Raw genomic sequence first — 15,792 nt, 5'->3', positions numbered from 1 at the left:
ATGATGGATGGAATAATAAGTAATCTATTATCTAAACAGTTACCTCTTGTTGATGATGCAAAAGAGCAAATTAAAAAAGCCTATAAATTGGACAACCGTCCTTGGGTTGTAGGGTATTCTGGTGGAAAAGATTCAACTGTAGTTGTACAGTTAGTTTTTGAAGCATTAAGCGAAATGGACAAGGAAGAACTTCATAAAAAGGTCTATGTTATTTCTTCAGATACTCTTGTTGAAACTCCTTTAATTATAAATTCTATTAATCAAACTTTACGAAGGATACAAGATGAAGCATTAAAACGGAATTTACCGATAGAAACACATAAAGTTAAACCTATTGTGAAAAACTCATTCTGGGTGAATATCATTGGCAAAGGCTATCCTACACCTAACCAGCAGTTTAGATGGTGTACAGATCGTCTGAAGATTGATCCTGCAAACCAATTTATCATGGACAAGGTCTCCTCTTTTGGTGAAGTAATAATGGTTTTAGGTGTTCGAGAAGATGAAAGTGCAACTCGAGGAAATGTAATTCGGTCTCATACAGTTGATGGTAAAATTTTTATGAAACACTCGACTTTATCTAATGCATATGTATATGCTCCTATTCGGGACTTTACCGTTGATGATGTTTGGAATTATCTCCTTAACCACCCTTCTCCTTGGGGAGATGACAACCATGATCTGCATAGGCTTTATCAAGACTCTAGCAGTGGTGAATGCCCACTTGTAGTTGATAAAAACATTAAAGAAAGTGCTGGTTCTTGTGGTAACAGCAGATTTGGTTGCTGGGTGTGTACAGTTGTAAACGAAGATAAGGCCTTGACAGGCTTTATTCAAAGTGGTCACGACTGGATGAAACCTTTATTGGACTATAGAAATTGGTTATCTAGTATTCGAGATGACCGTACTAAAAGAATGCGGTACAGAATGAATGGCCAAATTTATTTTAAGGAAGTTAAAATAGAAGAAATTGATGGGGTAAAATGGGTTATTATTCCGAAGAAATCTGGCAGAGCAAAGAATCGAATAAAATTTGATGATTTCACAAAAGTACCAAGAGATGACTTAAAGGAACATGTAGAAAAGCATAATATTGATTTAAGTGCTCCGGAAAAACACATGATCCTCGTTTCATATGATGAAGAAGGCCTTGATGGACAGGTTACTACAAAATACGCCCAACTTGGATTAGGACCTTTCACTATGGAAGCACGTAAAGAAATGCTTATTAAACTCCTTGAAGTTCAAAGAGACCTAAAACATCCTGATGATCCCAACTACGAATTAATAAGTATCGAAGAGTTAAAAGCAATCCGGAGAATCTGGTTCAAAAATGGTGTTTGGGAAGATGAGATCCCTTCCCTTTTCGAACAAATTATGGGTTACTCAGCTAATTGGGAAATGGATGACCGTCCTCTTTTTGATAAGGAACAGATTTCAGATTTGGAGTTAATCGCTGATCAATTTAAAGTTGATATTAATGTGGTAAAAAAACTTGTATCAATTGAGAAAGACTATTCAGGATACAAGGTTAGAAGAGGAATAATGGACGAAATTGGTAAGGCATTAAAACAAGATTATCTTCATTTATAAAATAAAAGAGGTTTCGTAATGATTATTAATGAAATACAATTAACAAATATTGGTCCATATAGAGGGAATAACTCTATTGACTTCCGTCCCAATGAAAAACAAAATGTCATCTTAATTGGTGGCGAAAATGGATCAGGAAAGACTACGTTATTAAACGCTATTAAACTAGGTCTTTTTGGTTCTTATGCTTACGGTTTTAAAAATGATAATACTGAGTATTTTAAAAGAGTGCAAAGCATTCTTAATATGGACGCAAAGAGAATCGGTGAGAATAATTTTAGAATAAAATTAGATTTCTCGATTGTTGAAAATTTTGAGAAGACTTCATACACACTTTTTAGGTACTGGAAATATAATTCTTCAAAAAATCTTAAAGAATTTTTTGAAGTTATATCAAACGGTAAACATCTTTCAGATTATGATAAGGAACTGTTCAATTCTAGATTGAGGGAAATCATGCCACCACAACTTTTAGATTTATGCCTTTTTGATGGTGAAGAAATATCCAGGATTGTAAGTGAAGACTTACTTTCAGATTATCTAAAGAAATTATCTAAAGTTGTATTTAACCTAGATTTATTTGAAACATTGGAGAACGACCTTGAAGTATATTCGTCTCAATCTCTCGATGTTAAAAAGATGGAAACCTCTGAAAAGGAATTGTTTGAATTAAATCAAAGGGAAAGAGAACAAAAAAATATATTGCTTTCATTAAAGAGGAAACTAGATACTTTTTCTATAAAAAAACAAGAAATTGAAGATGAATTTCTTGTCATTAAAAATGATTTTGAAAGTTACGGCGGGCTAGTTAAAAAAGAGAGAGATGAACTCTTAACTAAAATTAATAAAATTGAGAATACCAGAAAACAGAATATGGATAAGGTTAAGGAGTTTATTTCTAATCTTCTCCCCTTCTTTTTGGGTAAAAAACTATTAAATGAAACAAAGGATCAAATCCACGCTGAAGAAGCCCTTTTAATATTTAAGCAGCTTGATTCAAAGCTTACTGATACTAAATTGGAACAGGTATTAATATCTATTTCAGGTGCTACGGATCAAATTAGTAAAAGTAAATTAAAAGCTCATATGTTAGATTTAGTTAAACCTGAAAATGAAATTATTCAAATTCATGGTGCTTCTCCTGCTGAAAGCAGTCACGTTGGAAATATTATTTCTATGCTAACTAATGAGTCTTACACCAAAATTTTAGGATTAATTGAAGAAAATAAAGTACTTCTTTTAGAACTTCAGGAGTTAAGAACAAAGATAAAGATCAATGATTCAACAACCGAGTTTAGTGAAATGTTGATAAAGCTTGAATCCCATCAAAAAACTTTATCTGAATTAAATATCCAAATTCAGAACTTGAAAGCAGAAATAGAAACCGCCAACCAACAGTTAAATGATACTTTAACAGCAATAGAGAAAATTCACAGCTTGTTGAAGGAAAGTGAAAAAACCAAAAGTTCCTTCTTTGAATCTCAAAAAATAATTGCATTTAGCCGACGCTTTAGAGAGGTTCAGTTAAAGAAGAAGCTTCAGCAGGTTCAAATTGAGGCAACATCTATGCTTAAAAGGATTTTTAGGAAACATAATTATGTTTCAACTATTCTAATTGATAGTGATACGTATAACGTAATACTTTTAGATTCACAAAAAGAACACATAGAAAAAACAACCCTTTCTGCTGGTGAAAAAGAAATACTTCTTATTTCGTTAATATGGGCAATATTTAAGTGCTCAGGACGAAAAGTACCTTTTATTTTCGATACACTTTTAGGTCGGCTTGATAAAACTCATAAGGCTGGAGTATTAAAAGAATTTATACCTAATAGTGGTAGGCAAGCTATCATCCTCTCAACTGATACTGAAATTGATGAACAACATTACAATTTATTAAAAGAACATATTGCCAAAGAATATGTCCTTAATTTTAATGTTGAAAGGAAAGAGACTTTTATAATGGATCGTTATTTTCCGTTTCAACGAATGGAGGCTAATTTATGAACTTCCGTTTAAAAACCTCCAAAGAAACTGGTGAAAAGTTGGTTTCACTCCAGGCAGCAACAGGATTAACCTGGAATATTTTATCCAGGCTAGCTTTTTCGCTATCATTACGTGACCCTTCTTCTCCTGAGCTGGTGGAAGATAAAAGTGGTTTAGAGATTCATCGGAATGCAATGACTGGTGAAAATGATTATGTTTACAAAGCACTTATTAGACAACATGCTAAACGTCATGTTTCTGATGAAGAATATTTTCCTGATCTCTTTAATGCCCATATTGAAAGAGGAATTGTTTTACTCGAAAATGAATATAGACATGCAGGAAATTATGAAAAGCTATTACTAAATTTAATTAAAATGGAAGATTAGGTGATTTTTATGCTTTATTTAGACAATAGTGCCACCACACCTGTCCATCCAGAAGTGAAAAATGCTATGCTCCCCTACCTTATGGAGGAGTTTGGCAACCCATCGAGTAAATACTATTCAGTAGCCGAGAATGCTAAAAAAGCAGTAAAAGAAGCAAGAGTTAACCTTGCTTTTTTACTTGGTTGTTCTGAATCCGAAATTATCTTTACAAGCGGTTCAACGGAGAGCAACAATATGATAATTAAGGGCGTTGCAGAAGAGTACTCTAATAAAGGGAATCATATTATTACTTCAAAAGTAGAACACCCATCTGTTCTAGAAACTTGTAAATACTTAGAACAAAAAGGATATGAAGTTACATATCTTGATGTTGATAAATATGGAAGAATAAGTACTGAAGCTTTAGTTAAAGAGATTAAAGAAAGTACTATTCTTGTCTCAATTATATGGGGCAATAATGAACTTGGTTCATTAAATGATATGGAGAAAATAGCTGAAGTTTGTAATGAGAAGAACGTTTTTCTTCATACTGATGCAACACAAATTGTTGGGAAAGTTGACTTCTCTCTTTCCTCTTTACCTGGAGTAACATTCCTATCTTGTTCAGCACATAAGTTCCATGGACCAAAAGGAATTGGTGCTACGTTTATTCGCCAAGACAAATATGGAATATTAACAAAGATTACTCCCCTGCTTCATGGCGGCGGTCAGGAGCAAGGTATTAGAAGTGGTACCCTGGCGGTTCATAATATTGTTGGAATGGGGAAGGCTGCGGAAATATCGATCAAAAATCTAAAACAGAACATTGATAAGATTACTGAACTTGAACTGTACCTAACTTCTATATTAAAAGAGAAATTTGGAGACAATATTTCTTTTAATAATGACTCTTTAAATAAAATTCCTGGAATCGTTAGTGTATTATTCAAAGAAGTTAATAATGAGTTATTAGTAAAAGCACTTGCACCAACAATTGCTGCCTCTACTGGATCAGCTTGTAGTTCAAGTAAACCCTCTCACGTTTTATCTTCCATAGGTTTTACGATTGATCAAGTTAGGTCGACTATAAGATTTTCTTTATCAAGTTATATTAATAAAGATGAACTTAATATTTTCTACAAGTTATAAGAGAGATATTTTCTCTCTTTTTTTATACAGATTTCTATTTAATAATTTTAAATATCATATTAATTGAATTATAATTACTGAGAGCACATAAATGGGGGTGTTTATATGGATATACTTAATGAAATAAATTCCTATATAAAAACAACAACCAATGAAGAAAAGTTATGCGAAGAATTAATTGCATTACTGAATAAAGGATATGATTTTCAACATGTAGCATCTCTATATGACTTTGATGAAAATGATATGGAAAAAACTTTAAAAAAGAATAATTACTTTTTTTCTCAAAATAATTGGACAAAATCTCTGCATACTACTAATACAATTGAGAGTAAAATAAAGTTGGATGAAGATCTTTTCTTATTAAACAATGACACTTCTTCCTTGGATTTGATAAAAAACGGCTACCACTATTATATGTTTTTGAATCGCTGGTCTAAATTAACTGAGGAAGAGATATTAAACTACATCGTTGAACACTATCTAAATTCTAACTTTACATTATATGACATATCATCATTATTTGTAAAAAATTTTAAGGATCGATATCATTTTGTAAATAAAATAGAACAGCTTCTTAATCAGTATAGGTATAGTTATAATGAAAAGTCAAAAAAGTGGTTACCAAGTGGGCTTTTGGAACATGATAATAATCCTATAGAGATGAAGTACAAAATCAATGAAAATAATATTAAAGAAATTGTCAAAGAATTAAATAGTGGATTATCAATGAAACATGTTGTTCAAAAATATAAAACTGACGCAGCATCGCTTAGGCTTTTATTAAAACAATATGAATATAGATTTGATCCACTCTTTCTTAAATGGACAAATAAAAAAAGAATAGTCATTTTAGAAAAGCTTGCTAGTGATCTTTGTGCCGGGAAAACTACATTAAATGACCTTCGCAAAAAGGGATTGAATATTAAAATCATTGAAAAAGAGCTGAAAAATAGCGGCTTTAGATATGAGCAAGAAGTAATTGCTGATTCCAATAATATAGGTAAACCTAATCCTACATCGGATATTATCTCTAAGGATTATAATTTAACTATAAATAAAAATGAAACTGATATTAATTTGAATAAAAGCGGGATTACGGAATCAAAAAATCTAGAAATAATTGAGAAATATACCGAAGAGCTCTCTACAGAAGAGATTGAAAGCCTACGGAAAATAATCAAAGAATGGCAGATGTTTAATCAAAATAAAACAGGTGACATGAATGAAATTGTCAAGGTTTCAGTGTATCTTCCCAAAGAACTACTTATTTTAGTTGATGACAAAGCTGAAGAAGAAGATGTAAGTAAGTCTAGAATAATAAGTAAAGCACTTACTCAATTTTTAAAATAAAAACAGGGTCGGGATACACCCCGCCCCTAAATTTAAAACAAGAGATCTGCTATATCCTTTAAATTTCTATCTTTAGCAGTTGTTTCTACCTCCAATGAAAAAAGCAGTTCAATGTATAAATTTAATGCCCTTTTTGGATCATCCATTACTTTTTTATACAGGATCTCTAAACCTCCTGCTGCGTACTCTTCAAAGATAGTTATTTTTTCTTCAAAAGAATCTTCGTCAATATTAACTAAGTTGGGATTTCCACTTTCACTTAATGCAACAGCATTTATTACAGCCTCATCCGTTTCAAGATTAAAAACATTCCAATGTATTCCCTCTAAAGATGTTGTAACCTCTTTCTTTTTACGTTCTAAAAACCCTAGAACTCCTGCTGCCATAAATACGTCCTTGTAGGAAGTAAAAATACCAAATTCACTAAGGTCAGTAAGCTCTGAATAAAATTTTTCTTGTTCCTTTGGGCGTTTTATTCTCCTATACAATTATTTTACCTCCATTACTTCTGTGAATTCATATGGTTGTTCCTTATTAATACGAGGATCATTGTATTTTAAATGATATTCTTTTCCTATAATTTCTTTCATTTGGGATTCCACCTCACCTCTCCATTGCGAGGTTGAAACAATTACTACTATTTGTTCCGATAGTTTTGGTATCCCGCGAGCAATTCTTTCCCTATGGTCTGAATCGAGAGCCCCAAAAGGTGAGTCCATTACAAGAGGGTATATTCCTCCTTCTTCAAACGTACTATTATTGTTTTTATTAAATTGTTCACGAGCAAGGTCAACAATGGCTCCAATAAAAGATAAACTTGTTATTTGACGTTCTCCTTGAGACATTCCTACACGAGAATTATTCTGATTGAGTACATTTAACTCGTACTGCGGAGAAAGTTTTATTTCGTATCCTTTTCTCAAAAACTGACGGTACACTCCTGTTATTCTTTCTTGTAATTGTTCTCTAACTAACTTTTCCCGTATTTTATATATGGATTCCATGGTTTGAACTAAAGTCTGACATGCTTGAATCCTTCTGTTGGCCAACTGACCTTTCTCGGCAATAAGGTTTATTTTCTTTTGTTCTTTTTCTGTTTCGGTTAATCTAGTTTCTGTTTCTTTAATTTCTCTAATGATTCCACCGAGTTCTCTATCAAGTTGGGTACGGGTCTCATCTAGTTTTTCAAGCTTATTCATAAGGCCAGTAATTTCCTCTGAATCTTTTTCATTCAATTTAATTTTTATTTCTGCAATTTCTTCCGTCAATTTTCGTTCAGTGTTTAGAAGTCGATTTTCCTTTTGTTTTAAATCTCTTAGTCCGTCATAAAACTTGGTTCTTGCATCCCTAGTAATTTTTATCCCCGATTTAAAATTTATTATTGCACTGTCCATACTTTTAGGTGGAAGATGCTCTTTAATTTTTAAAAGGTGATTTACATGCTTTGGCTCGTTTTTAATTTCTGTACCACAAATACAAATGCCACGGTTAATGATTTCATCAATAAATTCTGATGATCTTATTCCTGTCATGCCAAACCCATCTGTTTCTTTATTAGAAAGAATGGTTTCTGAAGTATTAATTGGAGAAGAAATAAAAGCTAAGTACCCGTATTTACTAACATATTCGCGAATTTGTTTAGACAATTTTTTTAATTCGCTACGAGTTGTTTCTAGTTCTCCCTCTTTTTCAATTTTCTCATTTTGAAGCAGTTGAGCCCCTTCTACAAATTTTAACTTTGTTTCAACTTCCCGAACCTGATTCTTAACTAATTCGAGGTTTGATAAAATTTCTTCCTTACGTGTATCCAGTTTTGCTTTATTAATTTCATATTTTTCTATTTCCTCAATAAGATGTATTGTTTTTGAATCACCATAATTTTTAAGTTCACTTCTAAATTTAGTACTTGCATCACTAGTGTGTTTTATTGCCCTCTCCAATATTTCCAAACCCATTATATTTTTTATAGCGTTCTTAATTTCGCTATTACTGTTTTCTTTTGATAAATTGTCTATTCTTTCTCCATCGAAAAAGAAGTAAGTTCTAAGATTCTCTGGAAGTATCCTATTTATTTCATTAGTTGGATTAGAAATAATTATAGAGTTTCCATCTTGTTTAAATTCCAAGTATACTTCTGGTTCTCCATAAGTAACCTGTTCACCGAAAGATTTTTTAGCAACAATTTTTCTAGTAAGAGAATAGTGTTTTTCTAGATCTATAAAATCTATAGTTACGGAGCACTCTATTTCCTGATTGGGTTTCGCATGTTTAATTGCATGTTCATTAATTATGAACTTTGAATTTGGCAAATCGATTTTATTATAAAAACACCAGCTAAATGCATTCAAGAGTGCTGTTTTTCCTGATCCATTTTCCCCATGGATAACGGTTACATTTCTACTTGTAGATTTAGAAAACTCTATTGTTTGCTTATTATAATACTGCCTAAAATTTATTAAAGTAATTTTTTCTAATAGCATCTTACTTCACCCTGTCTTTCACAATGTCCATGATTGTTCCGACAATATTAGTACCTTGTAAATTTTTTCTATGTAATATTTCCTTTTCTGCCTCAAGTATTTCTTTCAGAATAAAAGCAAAATCTTCTGGAAGATTTGCCAATATACTTTGAACTTGTTCTTTTTCTCCACTCATTATATTATCTCCTTAAACATCTAATAGGTTATAAGCTTTTTTTATTTGGCTAATTTTTTCGTGAGCAGTTGGTCCATTTAGAGCCAAATCGGCAAATTCTATAAACCGTTCTAATTCCCTCTTTAATAACCTTCTCTCAATATTAAAAATAGCTGGGTCAACTAATTCAATTTCTTCTAATTTTCGTGGTACAACGATAAAATCGTGAATATATGAATATTTTTTATTTTCATGTTTACGTAACACCCTGCCTCTTCGTTGAATAAATTCACGAGGATTTGTACTGCTTGCAATTATGTATGCTGTTTGGGTTGCAGGGACATCAACACCTTCATCTAAACATTTGATTGCTACTAAAGCTTGAAGTTCACCTAATTCAAACCTTTTAAGAAGTTCAAGACGAGATTGTTTATCCTCTCTTGATGTAAATGAATGAACTTTCATGTTTAAGTCGTCACCAAGCATTTTAATAGCTGCATCAATTTGCCTTTCTCCATCAGTTTTACTATCGCCACAATACACTATGTTATACTTTGAATCTGTTCTTTCACTCATTAGATTTTTAAGTACTCGAAGTTTATCTCGAGCCCTACTAATAATTCTTGCCCTCTCAATTAATAGAGTTTGCATTGATTCATTGTCATCGTTTTTTTCTAGAAAAATAGACATTCTAGCAATCTTCTTTGTCACTTCGTGGTAATATTCACTCTCATCTTCATCAAGATATACTAAATGAGGATAATAATAATATTCTGTTAAGAATTCCCCAATGGCATTTCTTAATCCAAATTCAAATACTACTTTTCCACCAAAATATGAGAGCAGTTCTTCTGTCCCCTCTTCATCATGCCATCTATTTGGTGTAGCAGAAAGGGCTAATCGATATGGAAAAGATTCGATTAATTTCTCTCGGTTTTTTTGTGCGCCAAGATGGTGAGCTTCATCAGCTATAAAAAGAACTTCTCCTCTCAAACTTCTCAATAATGACTGCATGGTTTCGGTACCAAACGTAGCAACAGTACTTATTAAACAAAAATGGTCTGTAATCTTACTATTAAAAGCAACGACCTCATTATGTAATGCATTTTCCCATAGCGATCTGGATTGATAACCTACTATTGGAGACATGCCAAACCATTTAAGGTCTTTGACCCATTGATCAACTAAGTGAGTGTATGGACATACTATTATAACTGCTAACCTATTTGTTACCTCACCTAATTTTACGGCAGCACTAATTGCAGTTATTGTTTTTCCTGTACCAGTCGCCATTTCAAGTAAGCCTTTACCTTCATTCCTAAACCAACTTCTAATCGCTTCCTTTTGATACTCTCTCAGTTCAATTTCTGATGGGATTTTAGGAGTAAAAACCATAAAACCTCCTCATTTCATTTTATTATCTACCAATAATTATACATATTCTTCACCTAAATTTACTATAAAGTTTTTTAGCTCCTTTAATTTCTTTGGCTTTATCCAAATTGGGACTAACATATAGGTTGTACCTAACATCTCAATTATTCTTGACCTTGCTGTTCAATTTTCCGTCTTACCTCTTCAACATCCGTATTGCTATACATCGCCGTGCCCTGCCCGCCTGTTTGTGTAAGAAGCTCCTTTACCTCGTTATAGGATAAACCCGACTGGGCATTTAGGCGTTTTACTTCCTCAATATCTGTTCCTACCGATGTTAACTTGTTTTTATTTGAATCCATGTGTTTACCTCCACTAAAGATGGCTTATGTTTCTTCTAGCTTTCCCTTTTTATCCAAATATATATAATTAAAATGACTTTTGATTACCAATTCCCATTAGAATTAACAAGTAATCGGGTAAGTAAATTAGCAAAAATGCTTAAAGTTTAGTGACTTAAAGCATTTTATATAACAATCTTCTCGATGTCTCATTTAAATGTATTGTAAGTATTCTGTCCTTTTCATTATCGATTTTCACGAACTTATCATCTTTTACGTATGCTCCTGTCAGTCTGCCATCATGATGATTGAAAAGAAGCAAAGAGAAAAGTACCCTGGCAGCTCCGAGAAAAATAGCTGAAGGGTACTTCTGTCGCGTTACTGATTAATATAGAAGATTCTCGTTTCTTTTTCGATTTTCCCAGCTGTATTGGCGGCTTCAAACGTTACCACATGGAATTTTTCTTTCAATGGTTCTTTTAGCTGGAGGGAGATGGTCGATGTTTCCTTATTAAATTCTGGACTGTAAGGAATTCCGTCCACAATCACCCGCAGGCTGCTAGCATCGATCGGTGCGCCATTTATTCTTTCCAGTTTGGCAGTTAAAAGCGGTGTATTGCTTGGAACTGTCTCACCCATTTTTAATGCTGGTGTAATGGTCAGTCCCTGGCCAGCTTCTGCAGGAGTATGCTCTGCTGCCTTTTCGACATCTTTTAGAAGGCGCAGTGTGTTTTTCCCGAGTAATTTTTCAATGTCCTGCTGGGAATAACCGCGACGGACTAATTCTTCTGTTACTTTGTATAGCTCGGAGGCGTCTTTTATGTCAGTAGGAAGCGGTCCGCCGTCAAAATCGGATCCGAGGGCTACATGGTCAATTCCGGCCACTTTTACTGCATGCTCGATATGGTCGACATAATCCTTAATATAGACTTTTTCGGTTGGATAGCCGTATTTCAGGAAATCAGGATAGAAGACCACTCCGACAACCCCACCATTCTCAGCAAGAGCTTTCAGTTGTTCATCTGTCAGGTTGCGTGCGTGTTCCCTTAATGAGGATGCACCTGAATGGGTTGCCATAATTGGTGCTTTTGAAACCTCAATTACATCCCAGAATGAAGCTTCTGATAGATGGGATACATCGATAAGCATCCCCAGTTTGTTCATTTCCTGCGCTACTTCTTTTCCAAGCTCTGTTAAACCTGCCGGGGATGGTGTCCTGGTGGTATCTCCATACACCCTGTTGGCACCTTCCCCTAACGCGTTGGAATAATTCCAGGTAAACCCGAGCGCTCTGATTCCAAGATCATAATATTGGTGAAGCAATTCAATGGCATTGTGCTCTTCCAGGGAATAGGCGCCTTCTACTGTAGGCACAGCAGCGATCTTCCCGTCTCTCCTTACCTTTTCAATTTCCTTGAGAGATGTAGTGATTTCAAGAACATCCGAATTTCGCTCTTCCGTCCAATAAAGAGCATTGATTAGAGCCAAGGTCCTGCTGATGCTACGGGGATTATTTCCATAATACCCGGATGTATAAGCTGCGAAAAAAGGAACGTTCAGCCCTCCCGCTTGCAGCTTTGGAATGTCAATGTGGAAGTCGGTGTTGCCTCTGATGTCGGTTTCAGGAAGCCATGTGGTAGGATTGACGGCTTTCATCATTGTATCGTTATGGCTGTCTACCACTGTTGCATTAAAATGGATGTCCCGTGCAGAAAGCTGTTTTGCGTTTGCAGCATAGCCTGCCGAGAAAATGGCAGACAGAGTCAATAGCGATATCAAAGCCACATAAAAGAACCTTTTCATATAGAACCTCCTATTTCACCGATAAATTCTTTCTAATACAGTTGTACAAGCAGCCTGCTTATAATTGAGAGATTAAGTATGAAAGTAAAGATCTTTACTAGTTCGATTCTAAGTTCAGAATATTCAGATGTCAAACAATATGGAATAAACAGGAATTTAGTCCTTTGCTTAAAGTTCTGATTGAGCATAAGGCTCTACTATTGAATCATGCTTTTCTGCCTATAAAAAAACGCCCTTCACAAAGGAAAGGTTGGCTTGTAAGCATGCTCTATTAAAAGAAACAACATTTTTGTTTTATTGCTTCCTTTCTTCTTTGACGATGAGAATCTTTGCATCTGCACCATATTCCATCCTTATCGTTTTCCTGGCATCAATTGGAGTCCTTGCTGCAATAGTTTTCGTTAGTATCTCTCCTTGGACTTCCAATTCAACCTTAAAGCATTTTGTACCGCATCTCATGAAAGTCCCCCCTTTTAGATATTTGGCTTTATGCATCCCTTAATTACTATAGTATACTCTGAAGTTATTAATCAAAAAAAGGAAAGCATAATGAAAACCCGGCATTACTTTAATGCTCCGGGCTTTATCCATATTTAATTTAGGGAATGTTGTAGCAGGTAAGGGGTGTTATACGTCTAATTATTAACAAAACAGAGGTGAACCAATAAGGAGGTATATCAGTGAATTATAAATTAAATTTGACCCTGCTATTATTTTTTCTATTGCTACTTACTGCTTGTTCAGAAAAACAAAAACTACTAACCAGAATCGATGTCCAAAAGTTGAATGAAACTGGAGTATATGAGGATGTTGCGCTGATTTTTGAAGAGGGGAAACTTGAAAACATTAGGCAATCTTTTGGTAAGGTAAAATGGAATCCAAATGCGGAAATGAAACAAGCTTCAAAAGCTGATTATGTCATGACCTTCTTTTATGAAGAGGATAAGAATATGCCTGAAAGGCTATATGAGTATCAAATATGGTTTGTTGATAATGGAACTGCAACATTGCTCAGCAGTGAAGAATCAGAAGGCTATGGGAGATTAGCAAAAGAACATGAAGAAGGTCTTAAAACCGTATTATTGCCAATAGTAGGTTATTAATAAATAGCCAGAAGTCCGTATGTTCGGGGCTCCTGGCTTCTTTCATTTAAATTCGTATATTAATCTTATGATTGTTTTAGGAAATCTGTCTCAATGTCATTTTTTCGTGGTTCGCGTTTAAACAGATATTCACCATTGCGGATGGAAGCAAGTACTTCTGCACGTTCACGAATTGCTTCATATGCATCATGTGCATCTAAAATGATAAAGTTAGCTGGTTTCCCTGCTTCGATACCATACTCATCGTTCACTCTCATAATGTTTGCACCGTTATAGGTGATCAGGTCGAACGCCTTGTTGATTTCATCAATGTGCCACTCGGGAATGGAAATATGATGAACATTTTAGATAATGGAAATAATGTTGCGTTTGCCCAGGATTCAATTGCAGATTACTGGTATAAGCACCAAACGGCCGTTTAAATGAATCACTTCATCTGCGTTTCCTAAATCATTGCCAATTGCTTTGACAATATAACTCATGATCGAGGCTTCAAATCCCGTTCACCTATAGAAGTGTCTGTTCAAATAAAAACCAGGAGCTCCTAAAAGGAAGCTCCTGGTTATCATAGTATGTTATTGAATTGCCTGCTCATGATAGAGTTGTTGCGGGACTTTTTGTTCTTTGCCTTTTTTGGCTTTTGGTCCCTGGTTGTCCGGACTGACAATATCATAAACCGCTGTGCCAATGATTTCAGCTACATCCTGAAGCTTTTCTTTGCTGATTTTATCAATTGTATCTTCCGGAGTGTGGTACCATGGCTCGAGTGGGCGATGGATGAATGATGCTGATGCGATTCCTACCTCATGGAATGCAACATGGTCGCTGCTTCCACCCAGTTCAATCGGTGTTGACTGACCGTTTAATCGTGTACTAGAAGCCTGTGACATGTCGGAGACAATATTACTTTTTCCATCAACTGTGTTTATAACCAGGTTGCCTGCATCACGGCTTCCTACCATGTCCATATTGAAGTATCCAGTAAAGCGTTCTTTTTCATCCGCTGTCAGCTGACTTGCGTAATAGCGGGAACCAATCAAGCCAAGTTCTTCAGCGCCAAACGTGATGAAGCGGATTTCCCTGTCTGTTGGCAGATCCTTTAAAACTCGAGCCAGTTCAAGTACCATTGAGGTTCCGGAAGCATCGTCGTTTGCACCTGGTGCTCCCTGGACTGAATCATGGTGTGCGCCAAGGGCAAGAATTTCATTTACTGCTTTATTTTTATTTGTAGGCGCTTTTGTAGCGATTACGTTATGGGATTTGCGTATTCCACCCTCTGCCCCTTCAATATTAATTGTTGCAGAAGGTTTCGTTCCGCTATTAACGGCAGCAAGTAGAGCTTCTCCGGCTTCCTGTGTGAGTGATACTACAGGTACATAGTTATCATTTGGAGCACCAAGTGTTCCATTCACGACTCCCGTTGTATTGTTATAAATAATAACACCAGCTGCCCCCTTGGCTGCAGCATTCAATACTTTTTCAGCAAACGAAATACTGCCGCGCTGGATTAATGCAATTTTTCCAGTCAAATCAAGGTTTGCTAGTTCCGACGCTTGTCCTAAACCTGCATACACCAGTTCACCGGTTACATTCCCGTCGAGTCCGTATGTAAAGGATTTAGGTTCAAGGTTAGAAAAACCATCCACTAGGAGCTGGACAGTATGTGGAGCGGTATATCCATAGAAGCTGAATTCCTGAAGTTCTGTTTTGTAGCCATAGGACTCGAATTGCTGTTTGACGTATTGAATCGCTTTCTGTTCGGCCTCTGTACCGGCAACACGTGGTGTTCTGGATAAATACTCGATATTGTTGTAGATATTATCAACGTTGATTTTGTTCAGAACCTTGTTGTCTAAGTGAAATGACTGAACTTGCTGCGACCCTGCAGGCTTTGCATCGACCGGAACCACTGCAAATGTACTAAATGCGAGACCTGCTGCTAAAGCAAAGGGAATCAAAGGCTTTTTCTTCATAGAACTCCTCCTAAAATAGTAAAATTGGTCCAACACTCAAATAATATAATATTCAAAATATATTTAATAGTTAGTTTACTCCTATTTTATTGTGGGTCTAAAGACTCGTTTAAGG

15 protein-coding genes are annotated in these 15,792 nt (G+C 35.0%); 6 read left to right on the top strand and 9 right to left on the bottom strand.

Features of this window, described 5'->3' with window-relative positions; all coding sequences use genetic code 11:
• The 5 genes from dndC to TY16_RS10630 all read left to right on the top strand — a co-directional run bounded on the left by dndC (position 1) and on the right by TY16_RS10630 (position 6,449).
• Positions 1–1,593: a DNA phosphorothioation system sulfurtransferase DndC gene (dndC, locus tag TY16_RS10650; RefSeq protein WP_043931891.1), complete on the top strand. Its 1,593-nt coding sequence runs from the start codon at positions 1–3 to the stop codon at positions 1,591–1,593.
• An 18-nt stretch (positions 1,594–1,611) separates the two neighbouring features.
• Complete coding sequence (dndD, locus tag TY16_RS10645; protein ID WP_043931890.1) at positions 1,612–3,600, top strand: DNA sulfur modification protein DndD; 1,989 nt, start codon at positions 1,612–1,614, stop codon at positions 3,598–3,600.
• Positions 3,597–3,968 (top strand): DNA sulfur modification protein DndE, encoded by a 372-nt coding sequence (gene dndE / locus TY16_RS10640; RefSeq protein ID WP_043931889.1) that lies wholly within the window; start codon positions 3,597–3,599, stop codon positions 3,966–3,968. The genes dndD and dndE overlap by 4 nt, the downstream gene beginning before the upstream one ends.
• Positions 3,969–3,977: 9 nt before the next feature.
• Entirely contained in the window at positions 3,978–5,096 is a 1,119-nt protein-coding gene (locus tag TY16_RS10635; protein WP_043934650.1) for a cysteine desulfurase family protein, read from the top strand.
• Between the two features lie 105 nt (positions 5,097–5,201).
• Positions 5,202–6,449 (top strand): CopG family transcriptional regulator, encoded by a 1,248-nt coding sequence (locus tag TY16_RS10630; protein WP_043931887.1) that lies wholly within the window; start codon positions 5,202–5,204, stop codon positions 6,447–6,449.
• Positions 6,450–6,481: 32 nt separating this feature from the next.
• Here TY16_RS10630 and TY16_RS10625 read toward each other — a convergent pair whose 3' ends face one another.
• The 7 genes from TY16_RS10625 to TY16_RS26555 all read right to left on the bottom strand — a co-directional run bounded on the left by TY16_RS10625 (position 6,482) and on the right by TY16_RS26555 (position 13,060).
• Complete coding sequence (locus TY16_RS10625) at positions 6,482–6,937, bottom strand: DNA phosphorothioation-associated protein 4 (RefSeq protein WP_043931886.1); 456 nt, start codon at positions 6,935–6,937, stop codon at positions 6,482–6,484.
• Positions 6,938–8,929 (bottom strand): AAA family ATPase, encoded by a 1,992-nt coding sequence (locus tag TY16_RS10620; RefSeq protein WP_043931885.1) that lies wholly within the window; start codon positions 8,927–8,929, stop codon positions 6,938–6,940.
• Between the two features lies 1 nt (position 8,930).
• Positions 8,931–9,104: a hypothetical protein gene (locus TY16_RS26155; protein WP_155922210.1), complete on the bottom strand. Its 174-nt coding sequence runs from the start codon at positions 9,102–9,104 to the stop codon at positions 8,931–8,933.
• A gap of 12 nt (positions 9,105–9,116) precedes the next feature.
• Positions 9,117–10,478: a DEAD/DEAH box helicase family protein gene (locus tag TY16_RS10615; RefSeq protein ID WP_043931884.1), complete on the bottom strand. Its 1,362-nt coding sequence runs from the start codon at positions 10,476–10,478 to the stop codon at positions 9,117–9,119.
• A 143-nt stretch (positions 10,479–10,621) separates the two neighbouring features.
• The gene (locus TY16_RS10610; protein ID WP_043931883.1) at positions 10,622–10,819 is read right to left on the bottom strand and encodes a hypothetical protein; all 198 of its coding nucleotides are present in this window, start codon (positions 10,817–10,819) and stop codon (positions 10,622–10,624) included.
• A 357-nt stretch (positions 10,820–11,176) separates the two neighbouring features.
• Entirely contained in the window at positions 11,177–12,601 is a 1,425-nt protein-coding gene (locus TY16_RS10605) for a dipeptidase (RefSeq protein WP_043931881.1), read from the bottom strand.
• 294 nt (positions 12,602–12,895) lie between these two features.
• Entirely contained in the window at positions 12,896–13,060 is a 165-nt protein-coding gene (locus tag TY16_RS26555; protein WP_197028382.1) for a hypothetical protein, read from the bottom strand.
• A gap of 221 nt (positions 13,061–13,281) precedes the next feature.
• Between TY16_RS26555 and TY16_RS10600 the strand changes: the two genes are divergently transcribed.
• A complete protein-coding gene (locus TY16_RS10600; RefSeq protein WP_043931879.1) occupies positions 13,282–13,704 on the top strand; it encodes a hypothetical protein in 423 nt (140 codons plus the stop codon).
• Between the two features lie 65 nt (positions 13,705–13,769).
• Here TY16_RS10600 and TY16_RS10595 read toward each other — a convergent pair whose 3' ends face one another.
• Both TY16_RS10595 and TY16_RS10590 read right to left on the bottom strand, forming a co-directional pair.
• Positions 13,770–13,961, bottom strand: coding sequence for a hypothetical protein (locus tag TY16_RS10595; protein ID WP_043931878.1), 192 nt, complete (start codon positions 13,959–13,961; stop codon positions 13,770–13,772).
• Positions 13,962–14,279: 318 nt separating this feature from the next.
• Positions 14,280–15,677 carry a M28 family peptidase gene (locus TY16_RS10590; RefSeq protein WP_043931877.1) on the bottom strand — a complete coding sequence of 466 codons (1,398 nt, stop codon included), beginning with the start codon at positions 15,675–15,677 and terminating at the stop codon, positions 14,280–14,282.
• Positions 15,678–15,792: the final 115 nt, after the last annotated feature.

Source organism: Bacillus sp. EB01, from assembly GCF_000613125.1.
Taxonomy (GTDB): Bacteria; Bacillota; Bacilli; order Bacillales; family Cytobacillaceae; genus Bacillus_D.
This window is presented reverse-complemented; position numbering and strand designations above follow the sequence as displayed.

Excerpts from the sequence above, each read along its gene's own strand:
- dndC (WP_043931891.1), top strand. The coding sequence starts at position 1 with ATGATGGATGGAATAATAAGTAATCTATTATCTAAACAGTTACCTCTT.
- dndD (WP_043931890.1), top strand. The coding sequence starts at position 1,612 with ATGATTATTAATGAAATACAATTAACAAATATTGGTCCATATAGAGGG.
- dndE (WP_043931889.1), top strand. The coding sequence starts at position 3,597 with ATGAACTTCCGTTTAAAAACCTCCAAAGAAACTGGTGAAAAGTTGGTT.
- TY16_RS10635 (WP_043934650.1), top strand. The coding sequence starts at position 3,978 with ATGCTTTATTTAGACAATAGTGCCACCACACCTGTCCATCCAGAAGTG.
- TY16_RS10630 (WP_043931887.1), top strand. The coding sequence starts at position 5,202 with ATGGATATACTTAATGAAATAAATTCCTATATAAAAACAACAACCAAT.
- TY16_RS10620 (WP_043931885.1), bottom strand. The coding sequence starts at position 8,929 with ATGCTATTAGAAAAAATTACTTTAATAAATTTTAGGCAGTATTATAAT.
- TY16_RS26155 (WP_155922210.1), bottom strand. The coding sequence starts at position 9,104 with ATGAGTGGAGAAAAAGAACAAGTTCAAAGTATATTGGCAAATCTTCCA.
- TY16_RS10615 (WP_043931884.1), bottom strand. The coding sequence starts at position 10,478 with ATGGTTTTTACTCCTAAAATCCCATCAGAAATTGAACTGAGAGAGTAT.
- TY16_RS10610 (WP_043931883.1), bottom strand. The coding sequence starts at position 10,819 with ATGGATTCAAATAAAAACAAGTTAACATCGGTAGGAACAGATATTGAG.
- TY16_RS10605 (WP_043931881.1), bottom strand. The coding sequence starts at position 12,601 with ATGAAAAGGTTCTTTTATGTGGCTTTGATATCGCTATTGACTCTGTCT.
- TY16_RS26555 (WP_197028382.1), bottom strand. The coding sequence starts at position 13,060 with ATGAGATGCGGTACAAAATGCTTTAAGGTTGAATTGGAAGTCCAAGGA.
- TY16_RS10595 (WP_043931878.1), bottom strand. The coding sequence starts at position 13,961 with ATGAGAGTGAACGATGAGTATGGTATCGAAGCAGGGAAACCAGCTAAC.
- TY16_RS10590 (WP_043931877.1), bottom strand. The coding sequence starts at position 15,677 with ATGAAGAAAAAGCCTTTGATTCCCTTTGCTTTAGCAGCAGGTCTCGCA.